Origin of the sequence: Halopseudomonas sabulinigri (assembly GCF_900105255.1) — a bacterium.
In the GTDB taxonomy this organism is placed as follows: Bacteria; Pseudomonadota; Gammaproteobacteria; order Pseudomonadales; family Pseudomonadaceae; genus Halopseudomonas; species Halopseudomonas sabulinigri.
This window is the reverse complement of record NZ_LT629763.1, coordinates 2,289,563-2,309,613: the sequence shown is the minus strand read 5'-3', so window position 1 is coordinate 2,309,613 and position 20,051 is coordinate 2,289,563. Positions and strand designations below refer to the sequence as shown.

The 20,051-nt window shown below is 61.3% G+C and carries 16 protein-coding genes; 5 read left to right on the top strand and 11 right to left on the bottom strand.

Annotated features, from left to right (window positions below; genetic code table 11):
* Nucleotides 1-56: 56 nt before the first annotated feature.
* Both BLU26_RS10345 and BLU26_RS10340 read right to left on the bottom strand, forming a co-directional pair.
* The gene (locus tag BLU26_RS10345; protein ID WP_092286366.1) at nt 57-1,004 is read right to left on the bottom strand and encodes a triacylglycerol lipase; all 948 of its coding nucleotides are present in this window, start codon (nt 1,002-1,004) and stop codon (nt 57-59) included.
* A 263-nt stretch (nt 1,005-1,267) separates the two neighbouring features.
* Nucleotides 1,268-2,335 carry a transporter substrate-binding domain-containing protein gene (locus tag BLU26_RS10340; protein ID WP_092286364.1) on the bottom strand — a complete coding sequence of 356 codons (1,068 nt, stop codon included), beginning with the start codon at nt 2,333-2,335 and terminating at the stop codon, nt 1,268-1,270.
* Nucleotides 2,336-2,493: 158 nt separating this feature from the next.
* Here BLU26_RS10340 and BLU26_RS10335 point away from each other — a divergent pair, with 158 nt between their 5' ends.
* Entirely contained in the window at nt 2,494-2,961 is a 468-nt protein-coding gene (locus BLU26_RS10335; RefSeq protein ID WP_092286362.1) for an NfeD family protein, read from the top strand.
* Nucleotides 2,962-2,988: 27 nt separating this feature from the next.
* Nucleotides 2,989-3,909 (top strand): SPFH domain-containing protein, encoded by a 921-nt coding sequence (locus tag BLU26_RS10330; protein WP_092286360.1) that lies wholly within the window; start codon nt 2,989-2,991, stop codon nt 3,907-3,909.
* A gap of 310 nt (nt 3,910-4,219) precedes the next feature.
* Here BLU26_RS10330 and BLU26_RS10325 read toward each other — a convergent pair whose 3' ends face one another.
* Both BLU26_RS10325 and BLU26_RS10320 read right to left on the bottom strand, forming a co-directional pair.
* On the bottom strand, nt 4,220-7,363 hold the full coding sequence (locus BLU26_RS10325) for an efflux RND transporter permease subunit (RefSeq protein ID WP_092286358.1): 3,144 nt from the start codon (nt 7,361-7,363) through the stop codon (nt 4,220-4,222).
* Nucleotides 7,360-8,622: an efflux RND transporter periplasmic adaptor subunit gene (locus BLU26_RS10320; protein ID WP_092286356.1), complete on the bottom strand. Its 1,263-nt coding sequence runs from the start codon at nt 8,620-8,622 to the stop codon at nt 7,360-7,362. The genes BLU26_RS10325 and BLU26_RS10320 overlap by 4 nt, the downstream gene beginning before the upstream one ends.
* A 226-nt stretch (nt 8,623-8,848) precedes the next feature.
* Between BLU26_RS10320 and BLU26_RS10315 the strand changes: the two genes are divergently transcribed.
* A complete protein-coding gene (locus tag BLU26_RS10315) occupies nt 8,849-10,582 on the top strand; it encodes an AMP-binding protein (RefSeq protein ID WP_092286354.1) in 1,734 nt (577 codons plus the stop codon).
* Nucleotides 10,583-10,618: 36 nt separating this feature from the next.
* On the opposite strand, the gene BLU26_RS10310 is transcribed toward BLU26_RS10315, so the two are convergent.
* On the bottom strand, nt 10,619-12,241 hold the full coding sequence (locus tag BLU26_RS10310) for a methyl-accepting chemotaxis protein (RefSeq protein WP_092286352.1): 1,623 nt from the start codon (nt 12,239-12,241) through the stop codon (nt 10,619-10,621).
* Between the two features lie 228 nt (nt 12,242-12,469).
* Between BLU26_RS10310 and BLU26_RS10305 the strand changes: the two genes are divergently transcribed.
* Together BLU26_RS10305 and BLU26_RS10300 are read left to right on the top strand one after the other, a co-directional pair.
* Entirely contained in the window at nt 12,470-13,441 is a 972-nt protein-coding gene (locus BLU26_RS10305; RefSeq protein ID WP_092286350.1) for a calcium/sodium antiporter, read from the top strand.
* 93 nt (nt 13,442-13,534) lie between these two features.
* The gene (locus tag BLU26_RS10300) at nt 13,535-14,251 is read left to right on the top strand and encodes a VC0807 family protein (protein ID WP_092288447.1); all 717 of its coding nucleotides are present in this window, start codon (nt 13,535-13,537) and stop codon (nt 14,249-14,251) included.
* 188 nt (nt 14,252-14,439) lie between these two features.
* Here BLU26_RS10300 and BLU26_RS10295 read toward each other — a convergent pair whose 3' ends face one another.
* From BLU26_RS10295 to BLU26_RS10270, 6 genes are all read right to left on the bottom strand, one after another.
* Nucleotides 14,440-15,564, bottom strand: coding sequence for an aminotransferase class V-fold PLP-dependent enzyme (locus BLU26_RS10295; protein ID WP_092288446.1), 1,125 nt, complete (start codon nt 15,562-15,564; stop codon nt 14,440-14,442).
* 113 nt (nt 15,565-15,677) lie between these two features.
* Nucleotides 15,678-16,181 carry a DUF4334 domain-containing protein gene (locus BLU26_RS10290; RefSeq protein WP_197674479.1) on the bottom strand — a complete coding sequence of 168 codons (504 nt, stop codon included), beginning with the start codon at nt 16,179-16,181 and terminating at the stop codon, nt 15,678-15,680.
* Between the two features lie 39 nt (nt 16,182-16,220).
* Nucleotides 16,221-16,826 carry a TetR/AcrR family transcriptional regulator gene (locus BLU26_RS10285; protein WP_092286348.1) on the bottom strand — a complete coding sequence of 202 codons (606 nt, stop codon included), beginning with the start codon at nt 16,824-16,826 and terminating at the stop codon, nt 16,221-16,223.
* A gap of 252 nt (nt 16,827-17,078) precedes the next feature.
* Nucleotides 17,079-17,945 (bottom strand): ABC transporter permease subunit, encoded by an 867-nt coding sequence (locus BLU26_RS10280; RefSeq protein ID WP_092286346.1) that lies wholly within the window; start codon nt 17,943-17,945, stop codon nt 17,079-17,081.
* Nucleotides 17,942-18,850, bottom strand: coding sequence for an ABC transporter permease subunit (locus BLU26_RS10275; protein ID WP_092286344.1), 909 nt, complete (start codon nt 18,848-18,850; stop codon nt 17,942-17,944). The genes BLU26_RS10280 and BLU26_RS10275 overlap by 4 nt, the downstream gene beginning before the upstream one ends.
* The gene (locus BLU26_RS10270; protein WP_092286342.1) at nt 18,847-19,983 is read right to left on the bottom strand and encodes an ABC transporter ATP-binding protein; all 1,137 of its coding nucleotides are present in this window, start codon (nt 19,981-19,983) and stop codon (nt 18,847-18,849) included. Before BLU26_RS10270 ends, BLU26_RS10275 begins: the two co-directional genes overlap by 4 nt.
* Nucleotides 19,984-20,051: the final 68 nt, after the last annotated feature.

The following is a 20,051-nucleotide window of genomic DNA, read 5'->3' as shown; positions in this document are numbered from 1 at the left end:
GAACGGGAATAGGCGGGGGAGTGCGACCAGCCTGGGCGCTGGTCGCACTGTCTCTGTTACAGGCCGGCGTTTTTCAGGCGGTTGGCCTGCTGCCGATAGACCGTCACCGGATCGGTTTCGAACAGGCTGGTGAGGCCAAGGAACTGATTGACCTCATCCAGATGGTTCATCCGGTAGTTGTCCCGAATCACCATGCCCAGATGCGAGCTGCAGCGGCCCACCAGACCGTCGTTGGCTTCGCCATTGAAGGTCAGTGAGGCGGCGCCGGTCAACAGGTCCGAGACGTCCAGCGCGTTGGTCAGCGGGCTGGTGCCGCTCCAGGAGTAGTACCGCACGCCGTTGACCTTGTAAGCGCCTTCACCGCAGGCGCTGGTCGGCAGACCTTGCGGGAAGCGTGCGTTGAACACCGCCGCGCCCGCGGAGTTGAGTGACTCCAGCGAACCCAGCGCATTCTGCGGCGTCATCGAGCTGCTGCCCGACACCAGATTGATAAAGGCGCCCATGGCATTGACCAGGCCGGCCAGTACCGTCTCACCGGCCGAACCCTCGGGGATCTGGCGCAGAAAATCAGCGGTGGCCGAGCCCTTGTGCGGCGCGCCAACGCTGGTCACCGAGGCGACCAGGTCAGGGCGTACCGAGGCAACGTAGCGTACTGTCGGGCCGCCGTGGCTGTGGCCAATCAGGTTGACCTTTTGCTTGCCACTGATGGCGACGATCTCCTCGACCTGCTCGAGCAGTTGCTCGCCGCGGGCCTCGGAGGTATCCAGCTGGCTGACTTCGGTGATGTAGACGGTGGCGCCATCCTTGCGCAGCGCGGCGGGGATGCCATACCAGTAATCGATACCGAGCAGGCTGTCGAAACCGAGCATGCCGTGGGTGAGTACAATCGGGTACTTGGTCTGGGTGTATTGCGAAGAGCTGAACCAGAAGGCCTGGGCCTGGGTGCTGACGCCCAGCGCGGCAACCAGGCCGCAGGCCACACTCAGTCGGGTCTTGTTCGACATGACGAAACTCCTTGTGCTTGTTGTTGTTTGTATCGTCTTGAGACAGTCAGGTCTAAGCCTGAGGAAACTGAGAATAGTCAGCGTTGAGACGCTTATGAAGTGAGGGGCGCAGACTTTGTGACGCAGTTGCAGGGCGGGATTTGTGACCGGCGGGTCATTGGCTCTGGGCTGAGATCATTCATCGGGAAAATCCGATGAACTGCAGTTCATTTCTTGCTGTTCTGCAGGCTGGCCGGGCGCCGAGAGGCGCTCGGCCAGCGGCTTTATTCAGCTTGCTCGAGGTAGCCGGCCTGAATTGAGCGCCATTCATCGGACTCGGTGATGCGCAGAATTTCTTCACTGATAGCCTCGCGCAGTTTGCTGCCTGCGGGCAGTGCCAGTGCGTAGAGCTGCTGTTCGAACACCGCCGGTACCAGATCCAGCCGTTTGTCGCCCAGTTGCTGATTGCGAAATTGCAGTAATGGCCGGTCGTAAACCACGGCGTCGGTCGTGCCATCGAGCACCGATTGCATGGCCTCGCTGAGGCTGGGGTAGTCGCGATGCACCACGTGGTTGTCTTGCAGATAGCGTGCGCTGGCGGTGTTGGGGATGGTGGCCACGGTGCTGCCAGGCAGGTCCTGCGGTCCGCCGATCTGGTATTGCAGATTGCTGACGGTGAGGGACGAGGTTATGGCGGCGGTAAAACTCGCAACCATGATCAAGCCGGCAAACATCCACACCAGCGCCACCAGCCGGCCGGCCAGGGTGACCGGCGCCTTGTCGCCATAGCCTACGGTCGTCATGGTCACGGCGGCCCACCAGAAGCTGGCGCCAATGCCCTCACTGGCCTTGCCGCCAAACTGTTCCGGGTTGGCGCGCCGCTCGCAAACCCAGAGCACCACACCGACGGCAAACAGCAACAGCCCGAGCGCCACGATGACGCTGAGAAACTCCCAGCTGAACAGCGCTTTGAGACTTTGCAGTATGCCGTGCTTGGGAGTGTGCGGTACGCCGATCGACAGCCCGGTCTGATAGAAGGGGTGGCTGAAATCGAATGCTGCTTCACGGTCGGCGGTCATGGTCAGGGCGCCGACGGCCACGTCGATCTTTCCGCTTTCAACCTGGCTGAGCAGCTCGGCAAATGACAGCGGCACCCACTCGTATTCCAGTTGCTGCTCGCGGGCAATCGCACGCCACAGGTCGATGCTGATACCTTCCCATTCGCCCTGCTCGGTTTTGATCACGAAGGGCGGCACTTCGGTAATGCCCACTTGCAGTATTTTGGCCTGAGCGAAGCTGGCGGCGGTGCTCAGCATGAGAAACAGGCACAGCTGGATTAGTCGTAAAGGCATGTGTCACTCCCTGTGGTTTGCCAACAGCTTAACAAAGCTGACCGGTAGTGACAGGCTTGGGCGCGTGAGGGCGCCGCCGGCGGCGCATTCGCAGGGGCAATCTGGTACTCTCCGGGCAGGCCGTTGTACTGGCGGCGCTGCATGTTAAGGACGGCAAAATGTTGACTGGATATTTGACGAGCTACGCATTCTGGCTGTTGCTGGGCCTGGCCCTGTTACTGTCGGAGTTCTTCATCCCCGCGATGGTGGCGGTGTTCTTTGGCATAGGTGCATTGGTGGTCGGCCTGCTGACCCTGTTTGGCGTGATCGACAGCTTGCCCTATCAACTGGTGTTGTTCGCGCTGATCAGCGTGCTAGCGCTGTGGTATCTGCGGCGTCACTTCAAGCGCTGGCTACGCGGCAGCGAGGCTGACCTCGCCGCCCGCGATCAGGACGATGCCGGTTTGCTGGGCGTACGCGTTGCCGTGTTGACCGACTTCGCCGCCGGTATTGGCCATGTGCAGCTCAATGGCGCCAAGTGGGATGCCGAGTCGGACGAATCGCTGAAGGCCGGGGACACGGCCTGGGTGGTCAACCACAGCGGCATCGTTCTGCAGGTCAGTGCCCAGCGCCCGAACCAACCCTAAAACACCCCCGTTCAAGGAAGTTTAAGCATGGAAATCGCCACAATTCTTTCACTCGCGTTTCTGGTCCTGGTCATCGTTGCCCTGGCCAAAACTGCGCGCATCGTGCCGCAGCGTTCGGCCTTTATTGTCGAGCGCTTGGGCAAATACGCCAAGACCCTGGAAGCCGGCTTTCACCTGTTGATCCCCTTTGTCGACCGCGTTTCCTACAAGCACACGCTCAAGGAAGAAGCGATCGACGTGCCCAGCCAGGCCTGCGTTACCCGCGACAATATTCAGGTCGTGGTAGACGGTGTGCTCTACCTGCAGGTGGTCGACCCCAAACTGGCCAGTTACGGCATCAATGATTACCGCTACGCTTCCATGCAATTGGCGCAAACCACCCTGCGTTCGGTAGTCGGCAAGATCGATCTGGACAAGACCTTTGAGGAGCGCGAAACCATCAACGTACAGGTGGTCGAGGCGCTGGACGAAGCAGCCAAGCCCTGGGGTGTGAAGGTGCTGCGTTACGAGATCGCCGACATCGAGCTGCCGGCTACCATCCTCGATGCGCTGGAAAAACAGATGCGCGCCGAGCGGGAGCGTCGCGCGGTTGTCGCCCAGTCCGAGGGTGAACGTGAAGCCAAGATCAACGTGTCCGAAGGTCAGAAGCAGGAAACCATCAACCTGTCCGAAGCCGACAAGCAGCGCCAGATCAACGAAGCCGAAGGTAAGGCCCGTGAGATCGAGCTGATCGCGACTGCGACCGCAGAAGGTTTGCGCCGTGTCGCCGAGGCGATCAATACCGCAGGCGGCCAGGAAGCGGTATCGCTGCGCGTTGCCGAGCAGTACGTGAAGGAGTTCGGCAAGCTGGCGCAAACCAACAACACCATGATTCTGCCGGCGGAACTGAGCAATATTGGCTCGGCGGTCGCGGCGATCACCAAGACGTTGGAAGTGACCAAGAAGTAAGCTTTCTAGCTAAAAGCTACACAGAAACGGCTCCTGCGGGAGCCGTTTCTGTGTAAGCGAGCCTGACCATCGTCATGCGAGTGTGCACGCCCCCATGGCCCCGTCTACGCGGGCGAGCAACGCAGCGAACCCGCAGGGCCGCGTAGTTGGGGTGTCCTAGGGGGTGTTGGGGGAAATGGATAAGCATCTCCCCCAGCTCGCAGTGAGGGCGAAATTGGAAATCAGCAATACACTCCGCCTTGCTGATTTAATGTAGCTGCAACCCACACGTCCGACGGCTCCGCTTGGGAGCCGTTTTTGCTCTAGCCAATCAGCTTGCAGGTGCTTCCGTGCGCCTTTGCTCACGCCGCTCCTTCCAGCCCTCCAGCAATGACAACAACGCGGGTACGACCATCAACACCAGCAGGGTAGAGAAGCCCAGGCCGAACGCGATGGACGTTGCCATCGGGATCAGGAATTGTGCCTGCAACGAGGTCTCGAACAGCAGCGGCAGCAACCCGCCGATGGTGGTCAGGGATGTCAGCAGTACCGCGCGCAGGCGCTGCACTACGGCTTCGTTGAGTGCCTCGTTGACCGCCAACCCGCGCTTGCGCTGCTCCTGGTAGAAGCTGACCAGAATGATCGAGTTGTTCACCACGATGCCGGACAGGCCAAACAGGCCGAACAACGACAGAATCGTCAGATTCAGGCCCATCACCCAATGGCCCAGCACGGCCCCGACCAGCGCCAGCGGGATGACCGACATGACGATCAGCGGTGTGCTCCACGACGAGAACACCCACACCAGTACCGCGTACATCAGCAGTAGGCCGATGATCAGGCCGGTGCCCATGTCGGACATGGTTTCCTGCTGGTCGACCGAGCGCCCCTCAAAGCTATAGCGCACGTTGTACTGGCTGCTCAGCGCCGGCAGTTCGCGGCTGATGCTGTTCAGCACCTGGCCGGCGGTGGTTTGCGACAGGTCGATATCTGCCGTGACATCGGTGGCGAGCATGCCATCGGCATGGCGCAGCGCCTCAAAGCCCTGGTTATTGCCGAATTGCACCACCTGGCCGAGCGGTACGAAGCGCCCGTCATCCAGGCGAATACTCAGTTCGTTCAGGCTGGCAAGGCTTTCGCGCTCACTGCGCGGCAGTTGCACGCGCACCTCGATCTCGTCCTGGTCTTCCTGATAGATCTGCGCCAGGCGGCCGTCATAGGCGGCGCGCAGCTGGCGCCCGACGCTCTGGATGCTCAGGCCCAGCGATTGGCCGTAGGGGGTCAGGCTGTAAACCAGCTGCTCGCGGCCCCAGGACATATCGTCTTCGGTGCTGAGCACGCCTTCGATCGACCCTATCATGATCGACAGTGCCTCGGCGGCGTTCTTCAATTGCTCGGGATCGCTGCCGGTCAGACGTACATCCACATCCTTGCCGGGCGGGCCGCCGGCCTGCTCGGTGATGTTCAGCTGGTCGATGCCGGGTACCAGATGGATGCGTTCACGCCAGGCGCGAATAAATGCCTTGTTGCGCACCGTGCGGTGATCCGGCGAGACCATTTCGATCAGCATGGCGCCCAGGTTGTCGCCTTGCCGCGCGCCGGCGTTCTCACTGATGACCTGACCTTGGCGGGTCACCGCGGTGAGGATCAGGTCACCGCCCAGCTCGCTTTCGGTCTGCTCCAGGGTCTGTTCCAGGTGCCGCATGAAGCGGACCATGGTGTCGCGCGGCGTGCCGGCGACAAAACTGACGTTGGCCTGCAACATCTGCGGCTCGGGGGTGGGGAAAAAACTGAAGCCGATACGGCCGCTGCTCATCAAGCCAATGGTGAGCATGACCGCGACCAGTGCACTGGCAAGGGTGGCGCCGCGATAACGCAGCGCAAGCTGCGAGAAGCGCCGGAAGCGGCCATCGCGGAAGCGGTTGAAGCCGCTGTCGAAGCGCTCACGCACGCCGTCGATGCGCGCGACCAGGCGCGCGCTGCGGGAGGTGCCAGGCGCCTTTTTGCTGCTCGGCTGGAAGGCCGAACGCAGGTGGTGCGGCAGCACCACAAAGCATTCCAGCAGCGAGGCGATCAACACGCAGATCATCACGGTGGGAATGTCGCCGAGAATGTTGCCAAAGATGCCGCCGACCATCAGCAGGGGCATGAACGCCGCGATGGTGGTCAGCGACGAAGCCACTACCGGCCAGAGCATGCGTTTGGCGGCGCCTTCGGAGGCGCGCTGCGGCTGCTCGCCGCCACGGAAGTGCGCGTCGGCATCTTCACCCACGACGATGGCATCATCGACGATCACCCCCAGCGCCATGATCAGCGCGAACAGGGAGATCATGTTGATCGAGCCACCAATCAGCCAGAACACCGCCATGGCCGCAAGAAACGCGGTGGGAATGCCCACCGCGACCCAGAGCGCCACCCGTGCGGGCAGGAACAGGTACAGCAACACCATTACCAGCACCAGGCCACCCAGGCCGTTGTTCACCAACAGGCTGATACGGTCATTGATCAACTGCCAGGCCTGGTCGTAAACGTGGATCTTCAGTTCTGGCGGCAGGCTGGGCTGTACGCGCTCCAGCCAGGCATTGAGAGCTTGCGCGGCTTCCAGTGAGTCGCCGTCTTCGGCGCGTTGCAGCGACAGTTCTACCGCCGGCTGGCCAGCGTAGCGCAGCAATACCTGGTTGCGCCGCGGCTCCTGCCGGATCTCGGCGATGTCGCCCAGGCGCAGGTGGCTGATGCCGTTGGGTTGCAGCGGAATGTTGGCAAACTCTTCGGCGTCGCGGCGCTGCTCAATGGCGCGCAATTCACGCGCAGAGTCCTGCTCGCCGGCCTGGCCGGCGGGTAGATCGCGAGATTCGGCGTTGACCCGGTCGGCGACCTGATCAAGCGACAGGCCGAGGCGTTGCAGGGTGGTATTGGGGATCTCGATACTGATCTGCTGCTCCGGCAGGCCGGCGATCTCGATGCGGTCGATGCCGCTGGTGAGCAGGTCGTCTTCCAGCCGGTTGGCAATGGTGCGCAGCTCATGCGGGGCGTAAGGCCCGTACAGCAGCAACTTGGCGATGGGGTCGTAGCGGGCGACGCGCACTACCTCGGGTTTTTCGGCGTCGGCGGGCAGATTGCGGAATTCGTCGACCTGTTGGCGCGCGTCGTCCAGCGCCACCACCGGATCGGTGCCCTCGCGGAACTCCAGGGTGATGCTGGAGACACCCTGGGCCGAGGTCGAGGTCATGTTCTTCAGGTTCTGGATGCTGCGCAGGCGCTGCTCCAGCGGAATGGTGATGGCCTGCTCGATATCCTCGGCGGCGGCACCATTCCAGACCACGCGGATGGTGACAAAGTCGAGCGCGAAGGTCGGGAAGAACTGGATATTCATGCGGCTGAGGCCGAGCATGCCGCCCATCAGCATGACCAGCATCAGCAGATTGGCGGCCACCTTGTGGCGAACAAAAAACGCCAGTGGGCTGCTCTCGCTCATGGCCGTGGCCCTGTGCTGGCGTCCGCCTCGGGTGCCGCTGCGCCGGTATCCACCTTGAGTCCCTGAACCGCATTGGGCAGATGGGTGGTGACGATCTCCATGCCGCCGCTCAGTTTGGGCGAGCGCACCAGCACGCGGCGCTCACCCTGTTCGTTCAGGGTCTCGCCTACGCGCTGCACTTCAATGCGCTGTAGGCGGCCATCGAGCACCTGATACAGGGTGTCGTTGCCGTAGAGCGCGCTGTAGGGCAGGGCGACGCTGTCATCGCGTACCGGGCGGGCCACGCTGATCGCCAGCAGGTTGCCCAGGCGCAGGCCGGGTTGTGGCTGGTCGACGCTGAAGATGGCCTCTACGCCGCGCGCGTCGGCCTGGCCGGCGATGCGCTTGAGGGTCAGGGTAATGGCCGGTTCCAGATCCAGGCTGCGCGCCTGCAACTGGCCGCCATCCTGCAACGCCTGCATGAAACTCTGGCTGTGCACCTGCGGCACCACGGCGCGCAGCTCCATGCCCTGCAGCGGATAGAAGTCGAGCAGGGCAGCGTTGGCATTGACCTGGTCACCCACTGCCGCCTGTACGTTGCCGACAAGGCCATCGAACGGGGCGGTAAAACGGCTGCGCTCGGCATCGCGCTGCATGCTGTCAAAGGTCGCTTGGGCGCGGTCCACCCGTGCCTGTGCGGCCTTGAGGCGCGAAGGGTAATTGTTGATGCTGCGCTGCCGGTTGGCCACCGTCAGTGCGGCGCGGTCCAGCGCGTCTTTGCTGTTTTCCAGGTCGGCGGCGGGCAGGGCGCCACGGGTAATCAACTGCTCGACTCGCCCGACGTTGGTCTGCGCGTTGGCCTGGATGCGCTGCTCCAGCTTGAGCGCGCGCAGGTCGTTCTGATGGGCGGTCTGTTCGCTCTGCAGTTGCGCCTGGGCATCGGCCAGGTCGGCTTCGGCCTGCGCTACGCGCGGCGCAATATCGGCTTCGTCCAGGGCCATCAGCAACTGGCCTTCGGCTACCTGCTCACCGTCCTGTGCCGGTAGTGCGGCGACGCGACCGGCCATGGGCGCAACCACGGTAAACAGCAGCGGCGATTCCAGCTCGCCATAGAGCGTCAGCCGCGGGGCGAAAGCGTCCGGCTGGATGACCTCGGTGGCCACCCGCCAGCTGCGCTCCAGCGAGCCGATCGGAGCTGGCTCATCACGGGTCAGGCGCAGCAGGATGAAGATGACGATCCCAACGGCGATGATCAGGATCGGTACAAGGCGTTTACGCATGGAAAGTCCGAGTGGGGCAGTTGTTGTTTTGACCGCCCTATATAGCCTGTTGCCCGGTTACGGGGCAAGGGCCTTGCGTGCCCTTCGTGTCGGTCTGACATTGTCGTGCGCGCGACAGGCCGATGTGCCACCTATGGAGCGACATATCTGCAATGGATATGGGTTCTCCTGAGGCGATTGTGAGTCTACCTTGAGACAAAATAAAACTGCCTGACACGGCGCGCCGATGTCCGGGCTGAATTCCGATCTGGAGGCACTGTCTGTGGCTACTGCACCGCGCTGGATACCGTCCTATCCCGAAAACGTCCGTTGGGATCTGCCGTTTGACCCACAACCGATTCCGGCCCTGCTGGATGCCGCGGTGGCTGAATTTCCGGATAATTCGGCCATCGATTTCTTTGGCAGCAAGATGAGCTACCGTGAGTTGAGCCACAAGGTTGCGCAGGCGGCACGCGGCTTTCAGCTACTGGGGGTCAAACCCGGTGTACACGTGGGCTTGTACCTGCCGAACTGCCCCCACTACTTCATCAGCTTTCTCGGCGTGCTACGGGCGGGCGGCACAGTGGTCAACTATTCGCCACTGGACGCCGAGCGCACGCTGGAGCACAAGATTGAAGACAGCGAGACCGACATCATGGTCACGCTGGGCTTGCAGGCCTTCTATCCGCGCATGGCTACCTTGCTGGCACGTACCCGGCTCCGCCATCTGGTGGTGGGTGAGTTGACCGAGTTCTGCACCAGCGCGACGGCGGAACAACGCGACCTGCTGGGGCCGCAGGCAGCACCGCAGCTCGGCGCCGAGTGCAGCAGCTTTGCGCAGTTACTCGACAACCAGGGCGACTACCAAACGTACGCCCTCGACGACCCGAATACCTGCCTGGCCGTGCTGCAATACACCGGTGGCACCACCGGCGTGCCCAAAGGCGCGATGCTCACCCATGGCAATATCACCGCCTCCTGCGCGCAGCTGCGCGAGGTGCTGAGCGCGGCGGTAGAGCCGGGGCAGGAGCGGGTGCTGGCGGTGTTACCGCCGTTTCATATTTACGCCTTGATGGTAAACATGATTTTCGGCCTGCGTGCGGCTGCCGAGCTGTACCTGCACCCGCGTTTTGACGTGCTCAGCGTGCTCAAGGAAATCAGCGAGAACCGCATCACCACTTTCCCCGGCGTGCCGACCATGTTTATTGGTTTGCTCAGCCATCCGGCGACGGCTGATTACGATCTGTCGTCGCTGAAAATGTCCAACTCCGGCGGCGCGCCGCTGCCGGTCGAGGTGCAGCAGCAGTACTTCAATCGCTCTGGCTGTACGCTGCGCGAGGGCTGGGGCATGACCGAGACCACCACTACCGGCACCTTCACACCCAAGGACGCCGCGCCGCGCCCTGGGTCCTGCGGCGTACCGGTGCCGGGCGCGCATATCCGCATTCTGCCGCTTGATGGCGGTGAAACCGAATTGCCGGTGGGCGAGAAGGGTGAGGTCTGTATCAAGGGGCCGAACATCACCGCTGGTTATTGGCGTCGTCCCGATGCCACGGCTGAAGCCATGACCAGTGACGGCTACCTGCGTACCGGCGATATCGGTTACATGGACGCCGATGGCTTTGTGTATATCGTTGATCGCACCAAGGACATGATCCTCTGCAGCGGTTACAACGTGTATCCGCGCACCATTGAAGAGGCTATCTACGAATTTCCGGGCGTTGAGGAAGTCTCGGTGATCGGCGTGGCCGACGCCTACCGCGGCCAGGCGCCGAAGGCGTTCATCAAGTTGAAAGGCGGTACCGAGCCATTCAGCTTTGAAACCCTGCAGGCGTTTCTGGCCAGCCGACTGGGCAAGCACGAGCGCTTGCAGAGCATGGAGATTCGCGCGGAACTGCCGAAGACACCAGTCGGCAAACTGTCGAAGAAAGAGCTCTACGAAGAAGAAAAGCAGAAGCAGGCGGCAGCCGTCAGCGCCTGACCTTAATGCGGGTGGCCGCGGCCACCCGCATTGTCATTACGCGGAGAGGCGCTGGGTCAGGGCGCTGAGCTCGCCGGACAAGCCATGCAGGGTCTGGCTGGCCCGTGAGGTGTTGTCGACCTGGGTCTGATTGGCGCTGGCGATATCGGTAATCTCGGTGATGTTGCGCGAGATATCTTCCGCCACGCTGGTCTGCTCGTCTGCGGCGGTGGAAATCTGCCGGTTCATATCGCGTATCGATTCGATGGCCTGGGTTATCTGCCCCAGGCGATCACCGGCCAGAGTCACCTGAGTCATGCTGCTCTCGCTGCGCGATTGGCCGTTTTCAATGGCTTTCACCGCTTCGAGTGCGCCGCTTTGTACGTTGTTGATGATCTGCTGGATTTCGGCGGTGGACTCGGCGGTACGCTGCGCGAGGGTGCGGACCTCGTCGGCCACGACCGCAAAACCACGGCCCGCTTCACCAGCCCGCGCCGCTTCGATTGCGGCATTCAGCGCCAGCAGGTTGGTCTGTTCGGCAATGCCCTGAATGACATCCAGTACCTTGCCAATGCGGTTGCTGTCGCCTTCCAGACGACGGATGACCTCGGTTGTGTGGGTGATCTGCTGCAGCATTTCCTGCATGCCCTTGATGGTCTGCTGCATCACCTGGCCGCCGTCCTGCGCGTTGCTGTCGGCCTCATCCGCGGCGCGGGCTGCCGCCGAGGCGTGCTGTGCGACTTCGGCGGCAGAGGCGGACATTTCCTGCATGGCAGTCGCAACCTGGTCGGTGCGCGAGAACTGATCGCGGCTGCCCTGTGCCATGCGTGTAGCTATGGTGTTCAGCTCGCCACTGGCGCGGTCCAGCTCGGTGGTGCTGCGTTGCAACTGACTGAAGGTGTCACCGAGAAAGCTGCGCAACTGGTTCGCCGCGCGGGCGAGGGTGCCCAGCTCGTCGCGGCGTTCGGTGTGAATCGGCGCGCCCATGCGGCCTTCACTCAGTTGATCGATCTGCCGAATCAGCAGCGTGATCGGATTGACCAGCCGGCGGTTCACCAACCACAGGCTGAGCAGGCCAATCACCAGCGCTGCAACGCACAGCAGTACCAGGCCGACCCAGACTGTGCGGCTGGCGGCTTGGTTGATCGCCGCGCTTTCGCTGCGCGCAGTCTCGTTGAGGCTGGCAGAGAGTTCCTGCATCTGCTCGCCGACCTCGCGATCAATACCGCGGGCGCTGCGGTCCCCGGCGAGCGGATCCAGTCCGGACGCAATGAAGGCGTCACGGCTGGTGCGATAGCCTGCGGCCAGCGTTTGATGCTGGCGCAGCAGTTGCTCGACCTTGGTCCGTATGTCCGCGCTGATGTCCAGTGTCAGTATTTTTTTCAGTTCATCCTGTACGGCCTGCTCGCTGGTCTCGAACTGTGCCCAGTACTTGCGTTGATCCTCGGCATTGCTGCCACGCAGCAACACGTTCTTCCACTCCTGCACCTGCTCCTTGAAATGTACGTTGGACTGGTTGATCAGGGTGGCGGCGGAGACCGGGTTTTGCAGCAGGTCGCGGTAGCTGCCGACGCTGCCGGCAAGTGAGCTGACGATGGCAAGTGCCACCACCAGCATGAGGGCCAAACTGCCGCCCATAAGCAACAGAGTCTGGTGGCGGAGCGAGCTGTTCAGAGCCATGGTAGAACCTCTAGACGTGTGGGTGGCCGGCCATTCCTTGAGCCTGGGCGGACTGTCGCTCACAGGCAAGCCGAGTGGGCATGCTGCGCGCGGCGGGCGATTCTACAGGTTATCGGCGGGACTGCTCAGTATTGAATGATTTGCTACAAAGCTGTTTTCAGCGCCCCTGTTACCCCGCCGTGCTTTACCTGATAATGGCGCCTTCTTAATTAATAGCGGGTATTGACAATGTTGTTGGCAATTGCGGCGGTAATAGCAGGTTTGGCATTGTTGGTCTGGAGTGCCGATCGCTTTGTGGATGGCGCCTCGGCGACCGCCAACCATGCCGGCATGCCGCCGCTGCTGATCGGCATGCTGATTATCGGCTTTGGTACCTCGGCCCCCGAAATGGTGGTTTCTGCCCTGGCGGCAGGGCAGGGCAATCCCGGCCTGGCGCTGGGTAATGCGTTTGGCTCCAACATCACCAATATCGCGTTGATCATTGGTCTGGTGGCGGTGATCAGTCCGATCAAGGTGCACTCCCAGGTTATTCGCAAGGAACTGCCGATCCTGCTGGCGATCACCCTGCTGGTGGGCTATCAACTGATCGACGGTCATTTGTCGCGCCTGGACGCCTGGGTGCTGCTCGGCGTGTTCTTCCTGATCATGGGCTGGTCTATCGTGCAGGGGCTGCGTGGGCGCGGTGACAGTCTCGCAGAAGACTATGAAGGCGAAGTGGCCAGCCACGCGATGCCGCTGGGCAAGGCGATTTTCTGGTTGGTCTTGGGGCTGGTGCTGTTGATTGTCAGCTCGCGGGTACTGGTCTGGGGCGCGGTTTACATCGCGGAAAGCATGGGCGTCAGCGACCTGATCATCGGCCTGACCGTGGTTGCCGTGGGTACCTCGCTACCGGAGTTGGCCTCCTCGCTGGCGGCGATTCGACGTAACGAGCACGATCTGGCGCTGGGTAACGTGATCGGCTCTGGCCTGTTCAATACCCTGGCGGTGGTCGGTATCGCCGCTGGCATCTCACCGCTGGCGGTGGAGCCGGAGGTGTTGCAGCGTGACTGGGTGGTGATGTTTGCGTTGACCCTGGCGCTGTTTGCCATGGGCTTTGCCCGGCGCGGGCGTGAAGGGCAGGTCAGTCGACCGGAAGGGGCGCTGTTGATGTGCGCTTACGTGGGCTATACCGGCTATCTGGTTTACTCGATTCTCGGTTGAACAGGCTGTTTATCTGGTCGCGGCGGGCTGTGAGCGACCAGATGGCAGGTGTATGATGTTTTTTTATTCGCCGCCGAGATTGCCGCTTTCCCCATGACTGAAGCGAACACCGTCACACCGCAACACAAACCCCGCCCGATGGTCGACCTGCTGGTCAGCATATTGTTGCCCTCCATCATTCTCATGAAGTTCAGCGGTGAGGCCAATCTGGGCGCTACGAATGCGCTGATTCTGGCGCTCGCCTTCCCGGTCTGCTGGGGCTTGTTCGAGCTGATCCAGTACCGCAAATTCAACTTCATTGCCCTGCTGGGGGTAGTCAGCGTGCTGCTGACGGGCGGTATCGGCCTGCTCAAGCTCGATCCGCAGTGGCTGGCGGTCAAGGAAGCTGCCGTGCCGGGCGTCATCGGTATTGCCGTGCTGGTCTCTACCCGCACCCGCTACCCGCTGATTCGTACGCTGCTGTACAACGAGAAGGTGATCAACGTCGCGCGCGTGCAGGAGCGCCTGCAGGAACGCGGCCTGGTGGATATCTTCAACCAGCGCCTGTCCCGCGCCACCTACTTTCTGGCGGGTACTTTCTTCTTCTCGTCGGTCATGAACTACATCGTTGCCAAGTGGATCGTTGTCAGTCCGGCTGGCACCGAAGCCTTCAACGAAGAGCTGGGGCAAATGACCCTGGTCAGCTACCCGATGATCGCCATTCCCTCGATGATCATGATGATGGGCATCCTCTTCTACATTTGGCGCACCATCCACGGCCTGACCGGGCTGAAGATGGAAGAGATCATGGCGCAGCAGCCCAAGGGCTAAACGCAGCCAGCCGCAAGCTACGAGCCTCAAGCTACAAGCAAACCCGCTCGGGTGGGTTTTTTGTGAAGTAGGGTCAAGCTTGAAGCAGCCACCAGCCTGATCGCTTCCAGCTTCCAGCACCAAAACAAAACCCGGCACCAAGGCCGGGTCTGCTTGTAGCTTGTAGCTGCGGACGCGCTAGCGCACCTCTAGAGCGCTTCCAGCGCGTGCTTGAGTGTCAGCACAGTGCGGTCGATGTTGTGCAGCTTGTCGAGTCCAAACAGGCCGATACGGAAGGTCTTGAAGCTTTCCGGCTCGTCGCACATCAGCGGTACGCCGGCAGCCGTTTGCAGGCCAAGTGCGCCAAACGCCTTGCCACTTTGCAGGCCATCTTCGCTGGTGTAGCTGACCACTACACCGGGCGCGCCGAAGCCGTCGGCGGCGACGCTCTTGAAGCCCTTGTCGCGCATCAGCTCGCGCACCGTGCGGCCCAGCTCCAATTGCTCCTGTTTTACCTTCTCGAAGCCATAGTCACGGGTTTCCAGCATGGTGTCGCGAAACGCCTTCAGGGCATCGGTTGGCATGGTGGCGTGGTAGGCGTGGCCGCCGTTTTCGTAGGCCTGCATGATCTGTCGCCACTTTTTCAGGTCGGCGGCAAAACTGCTGCTGGTCGTGGTTTCCAGTGCTTTTTCGGCGCGTTCGCTGAACATCACCAGGGCGCTGCAAGGCGACGCGCTCCAGCCTTTCTGCGGTGCGCTGATCAGCACGTCAATGCCGCAGGCCTGCATATCCACCCAAACAGTACCGGAAGCGACGCAGTCGAGCACAAACAGGCCGCCTACCTCGTGTACCGCGTCGGCGACGGCGCGCAGGTAGTCATCCGGCAGGATAATCCCGGCCGCGGTTTCCACGTGCGGGGCAAACACCACCTCGGGCTTGTTGGCGCGAATTTCCGCCACCACGTCTGCAATCGCGGCGGGGGCAAACTCGGGCTGGCTACTGGCGTCTGATTTGCTCGCCTTGAGCACGGTTTCGCTGGCCGGAATGCGGCCCATCTCGAAAATCTGGCTCCAGCGATAGCTGAACCAGCCGTTGCGAATGACCAGACACTTTTTGTCCTGGGCAAACTGGCGAGCGACCGCTTCCATGCCAAAGGTGCCGCCGCCGGGCACTACGGCCACCGCGTTGGCGTTATATACACCTTTTAGGGTACTGGATATGTCGAGCATGACCTGCTGAAAGGTCTGGGACATGTGGTTCAGGGAGCGGTCGGTGAAAACCACGGAGTATTCGAGCAGGCCATCGGGATCGATGGCGGGGACCAGTTTGGACACGGGGTGCATTCTCCAGACGGGTGGCAGAAAAACGCCGGCGTAAGCCGGCGTTGGCGATGCCACATGCTACCCCGATTTGCGCTGTGACGCAGCGTCGGAGTACCGCCTGCAGGTTATTTGTCGCGGGTCAGATGGAAGAAGAAGTCCAGAGGCTTACCCTTGATGTCGCCGAGGCCGATCACCACGTCGTCGTTGACCTTGCGGAAGTAGTCCATGATCGGGTGCTGATCATAGATCAGCGCGGCGGAAACCTTGTCGCCAAACTGGATCTCGCGCATCTGTGCGCCGCCCATCTTGGTGTAGGTCTGCACCGAGCCGTCCGGCGCAGTAAACAGCAGTGGCTCGACATCACTGCGCGAGGTAAAGCGTTTGCCATACCAGTTCAGCGGGTCAGGTTCTTTGCCGCCATCGAATTTGCCGCCGTGCCAGGTGCCAACCATGAAGTCGGTATCGACCGCTTCCAGTTGCTCGAACAGCGGCATCAGGGTCTCTGCCGAATAGGCATCACCGCTCTCGATCATCTGCATGAACTCGTCTTCAACTTCTCCGGCCATGACGCCTCCGTTAAGCGCTGCGGCGAGGCCCAGCGCGCTGATGGATTTTGCTGCCTTGTTCATTTGCCTGCCTATTGTTGTTGGTGAAGCAGCAAGGATCTGTCAGCCGGTACACAGGCCCCAGCAGGCATTGAAAGCGGCGTCTATGTCGCTTTGCTGCAGGTGCAGATGACCGTCACGTTCGGCTCTGATCAAGTTCACGAAAGCGCCCCATACCATGCTCATCAACACTTCGGCGCGCACATCGCTGCGAAACAACCCCTCGTGCTGCAATTGCCGGTAGCGTTCGACGATTGGCTGCAGCACCTTTTTTTCCAGCGCGCGGCTTTCATCATCGAGATAGGGCCGGTGATCCTGCAGCTCCATGAACATGTAGGCGTCCGGATCGCTGCGGCTGAAGTCGGCCATGCGTTGCCAAACGATGGCAAACAGGCTTTTTGCCGGCAGCGTCTGATCAAGCCCGCTATACAACCGCTTGCTGGTAGCGCGCTTCTGTTCACGAAACAGCTCGTTGACCAGGGCTTCCTTGCTGCTGAAATAGCGATAGATGGTACCGGTACCCACCTGTGCCTGTTCGGCCAGGGCGGGCATGGGCACGCCGTTTACGCCGCCCTCGGCGAACACTTTCAAGGCCGCGTCGAGAATCGCCTGACGCTTGTCCTTGATACGCGGACGGGAGACTTTTTCGGAGTTTGAATGAGTATTCATTCGCGCATTCTAACCACTATCGCTGGTTTGTACAGCACGCACAGCGACGCCTCGGCGCAAACATGCGAAACTGCAACGCGTGTGAATGAATGTTCATTCACACGCGTAGAGTAAACGCCAACGCAGCAAATGCCAACTGTTTTTTCAACCGGGGGAGGTAGGCGTACGGGGCGGGCGAAGCTGGCCTTGGGGGCGGGGTAAAGCTGACGGGCGGGTCCGTTGCGACGCCGCCCGTCAGCAGGCTGCTGGCGCCTAGTTGCGGCGGCTTTCGATTACCGACTGCCAGCTGACGCTTTCGTCTTCTTCTGGCGGCTGTGCGCGGCGCTTGTCGGCGCTGCGCGCGATGAACCAGGCGAGCAGAGTGAACAGCGACACGGCGAGCAGGATCACGCTGGCAATGGCATTGATCTCGGGCTTCACGCCCAGGCGCACCGACGAGAACACTTCCATTGGCAGAGTGGTTGAGCCAGGGCCGGAAACGAAGCTGGCGAGCACCAGATCATCCAGCGACAGGGTGAAGGACAGTAACCAGCCGGCCGCAATCGAGGGTGCAATCATGGGGACGGTGATCAGCAGAAAGGTTTTCCACGGGCGCGCGCCCAGGTCCATGGCGGCTTCCTCGATCGACTGATCCAGCTCGCTCAGGCGACCGCTGACCACCACGGCTACGTAGGAGGTACAGAAGGTGACGTGGGCGATCCAGATGGTCACCATGCCGCGCTCAGCGGGCCAGCCGATCATCTGTGCCATGGCGACAAACAGCAGCAGCAACGACAGACCGGTGATTACCTCGGGCATTACCAGTGGTGCGGTGACCAGCCCCGAGAACATGGTGCGACCACGGAAGCGCTTGATACGGGTCATGACAAAGGCTGCCAGCGTGCCCAGACAGACCGCGGCGCAGGCGGTGAAGAAGGCGATCTGCAGGCTGCGCTTGACCGCGTTCATCAGCTGGGTGTTGTCCAGCAGGCCGACGTACCAGTGCACCGACCAACCGCCCCACACGGTGACCAGACGTGAGGCGTTGAACGAGTAGATCACCAGAATGATCATCGGAATGTAGATGAAGGCCAGGCCGAGCCAGAGCATGAGGGTGGAGAAACCGGGGCGCTTGCTCATGACTTCTTCTCCATTTCCTTGGCCTGGTTATAGTGGAACAGGATCAGCGGCACGATCAGGATCAGCAGCATCACGATCGCCAGGGCGGAGGCTACCGGCCAGTCACGGTTGTTGAAGAATTCCTGCCACAGCACCTTACCGATCATCAGGGTTTCCGGGCCGCCCAGCAGCTCGGGGATCACGAACTCACCGACCACCGGAATGAACACCAGCATGGAGCCGGCGATGATGCCGCTCTTGGACAGGGGCACGGTGATGCTCCAGAACGCCTTGACCTTGCCGGCGCCCAGATCCATTGCCGCTTCCAGCAGGCTGTTGTCATGCTTCACCAGGTTAGCGTACAGCGGCAGAATCATGAACGGCAGGTAGGCGTAGACCACACCGATATACACCGCGATGTTGGTGTTGAGGATTTGCAGTGGCTGGTCGATCAGGCCGATATACAGCAGCGCGCTGTTGAGCAGGCCGTTGTTGCTGAGAATGCCCATCCAGGCGTATACCCGAATCAGAATGGCGGTCCAGGTCGGCATCATCACCAGCAGCAGGTAAACCAGCTGTTTGTCCTTGGGCGCGCGGGCGATGGCGTAAGCCATCGGGTAGCCCACCAGCAGGCAGATGAGCGTCGAGAAGAAGGCTATTTGCAGCGAGCCCAGGTATGCGGCGAGATACAGGCCATCCTGCGAGAGGAAGATGTAGTTGCCGAAATTGAGCACCACGTTGAGCGTTTGCTCGACGTACTGAAAGATCGGGTCGTAGGGCGGGATGGCGATCGCCGCCTGTGAAAAGCTGATCTTCAGTACGATGGCGAAGGGCAGCAGGAAAAACAGCAGCAGCCACAGGTAGGGCACGCTGATGACCCACAGGCGCCCGCTCGGCAGTAGTCGTGAGAGCGATGGCGTTTTCATGAGTGCAGAATGACCCCGCTATCGTCTTCCCAGCTGATGTAGACCTCGTCCTCCCAGGTGGGACGGGGCAGGCGGCGCTCGGAGTTGGCCATGAAGGCCTGCACGATCTTGCCGCTGTCGAGCTTGATGTAATACACCGAGTGCCCGCCCAGATAGGCGATGTCGTGTACTTCACCGTGCGACCAGTTGTGCTCGTTTTCGGGTTTTTCGGTCGAGACCCAGACCTTTTCCGGGCGCAGCGCGTAGATGATGTTCTTGTCCTGCGCGCGGGTGGAAATACCGTGGCCCACGTAGATTGGATGATCCAGACAGTCGCAGTGGATGATGGCGTGGTCTTCCATGTCGGCGGTGATCTCGCCTTCGAAGATGTTCACGCTGCCGATGAATTCGGCCACATGGCGACTCAACGGGCTTTCGTAGATGTCCATCGGCGTGCCGACCTGGGCGATCCAGCCCTGATGCATGATGGCGATGCGCTGGGCCATGGTCATGGCCTCTTCCTGATCGTGGGTCACCATGATGCAGGTTACGCCGACACGTTCGATGATCTCCACCAGCTCCAGCTGCATCTGTGAGCGCAGCTTCTTGTCCAGCGCACCCATTGGCTCATCCAGCAGCAGCACCTTGGGCCGCTTGGCCAGGGAGCGGGCCAGTGCCACGCGCTGGCGTTGACCACCGGATAGCTGATCCGGCTTGCGGCGAGCGTACTCGGTCATGTGCACCAGCTTGAGCATTTCGGTTACGCGGTCGTCGATTTCCGCCTTGCTCATCTTGTCCTGCTTGAGGCCAAAGGCGATGTTCTGTGCCACCGTCATGTGCGGGAAGAGTGCGTAGGACTGGAACATCATATTGATGGGGCGCTCGTACGGCGGCAGATCGGTGATGTCCTGACCGTCGAGCAGTACGCGGCCCTCGGTTGGGCGCTCGAAGCCGGCGAGAATCCGTAGCAGCGTCGACTTGCCCGACCCTGAACCACCCAGCAGCGCAAAAATTTCGCCGCGGTTGATGGTCAGGCTGACGTCATCGACGGCCAGGGCTTCGTCAAAGCGCTTGCTGATGCGCTCGATCTTTACGTACTCATCGGGTTCGGCCTTGGCCATGGCCTGTTTCATGGCCCCTGCTGCACCAACCATAGTGTTCTCCGCGTATCTTCCCACCTGCTTCTGCGCGGTTCGCCGCACAGAATGCACTTGTTGTTACC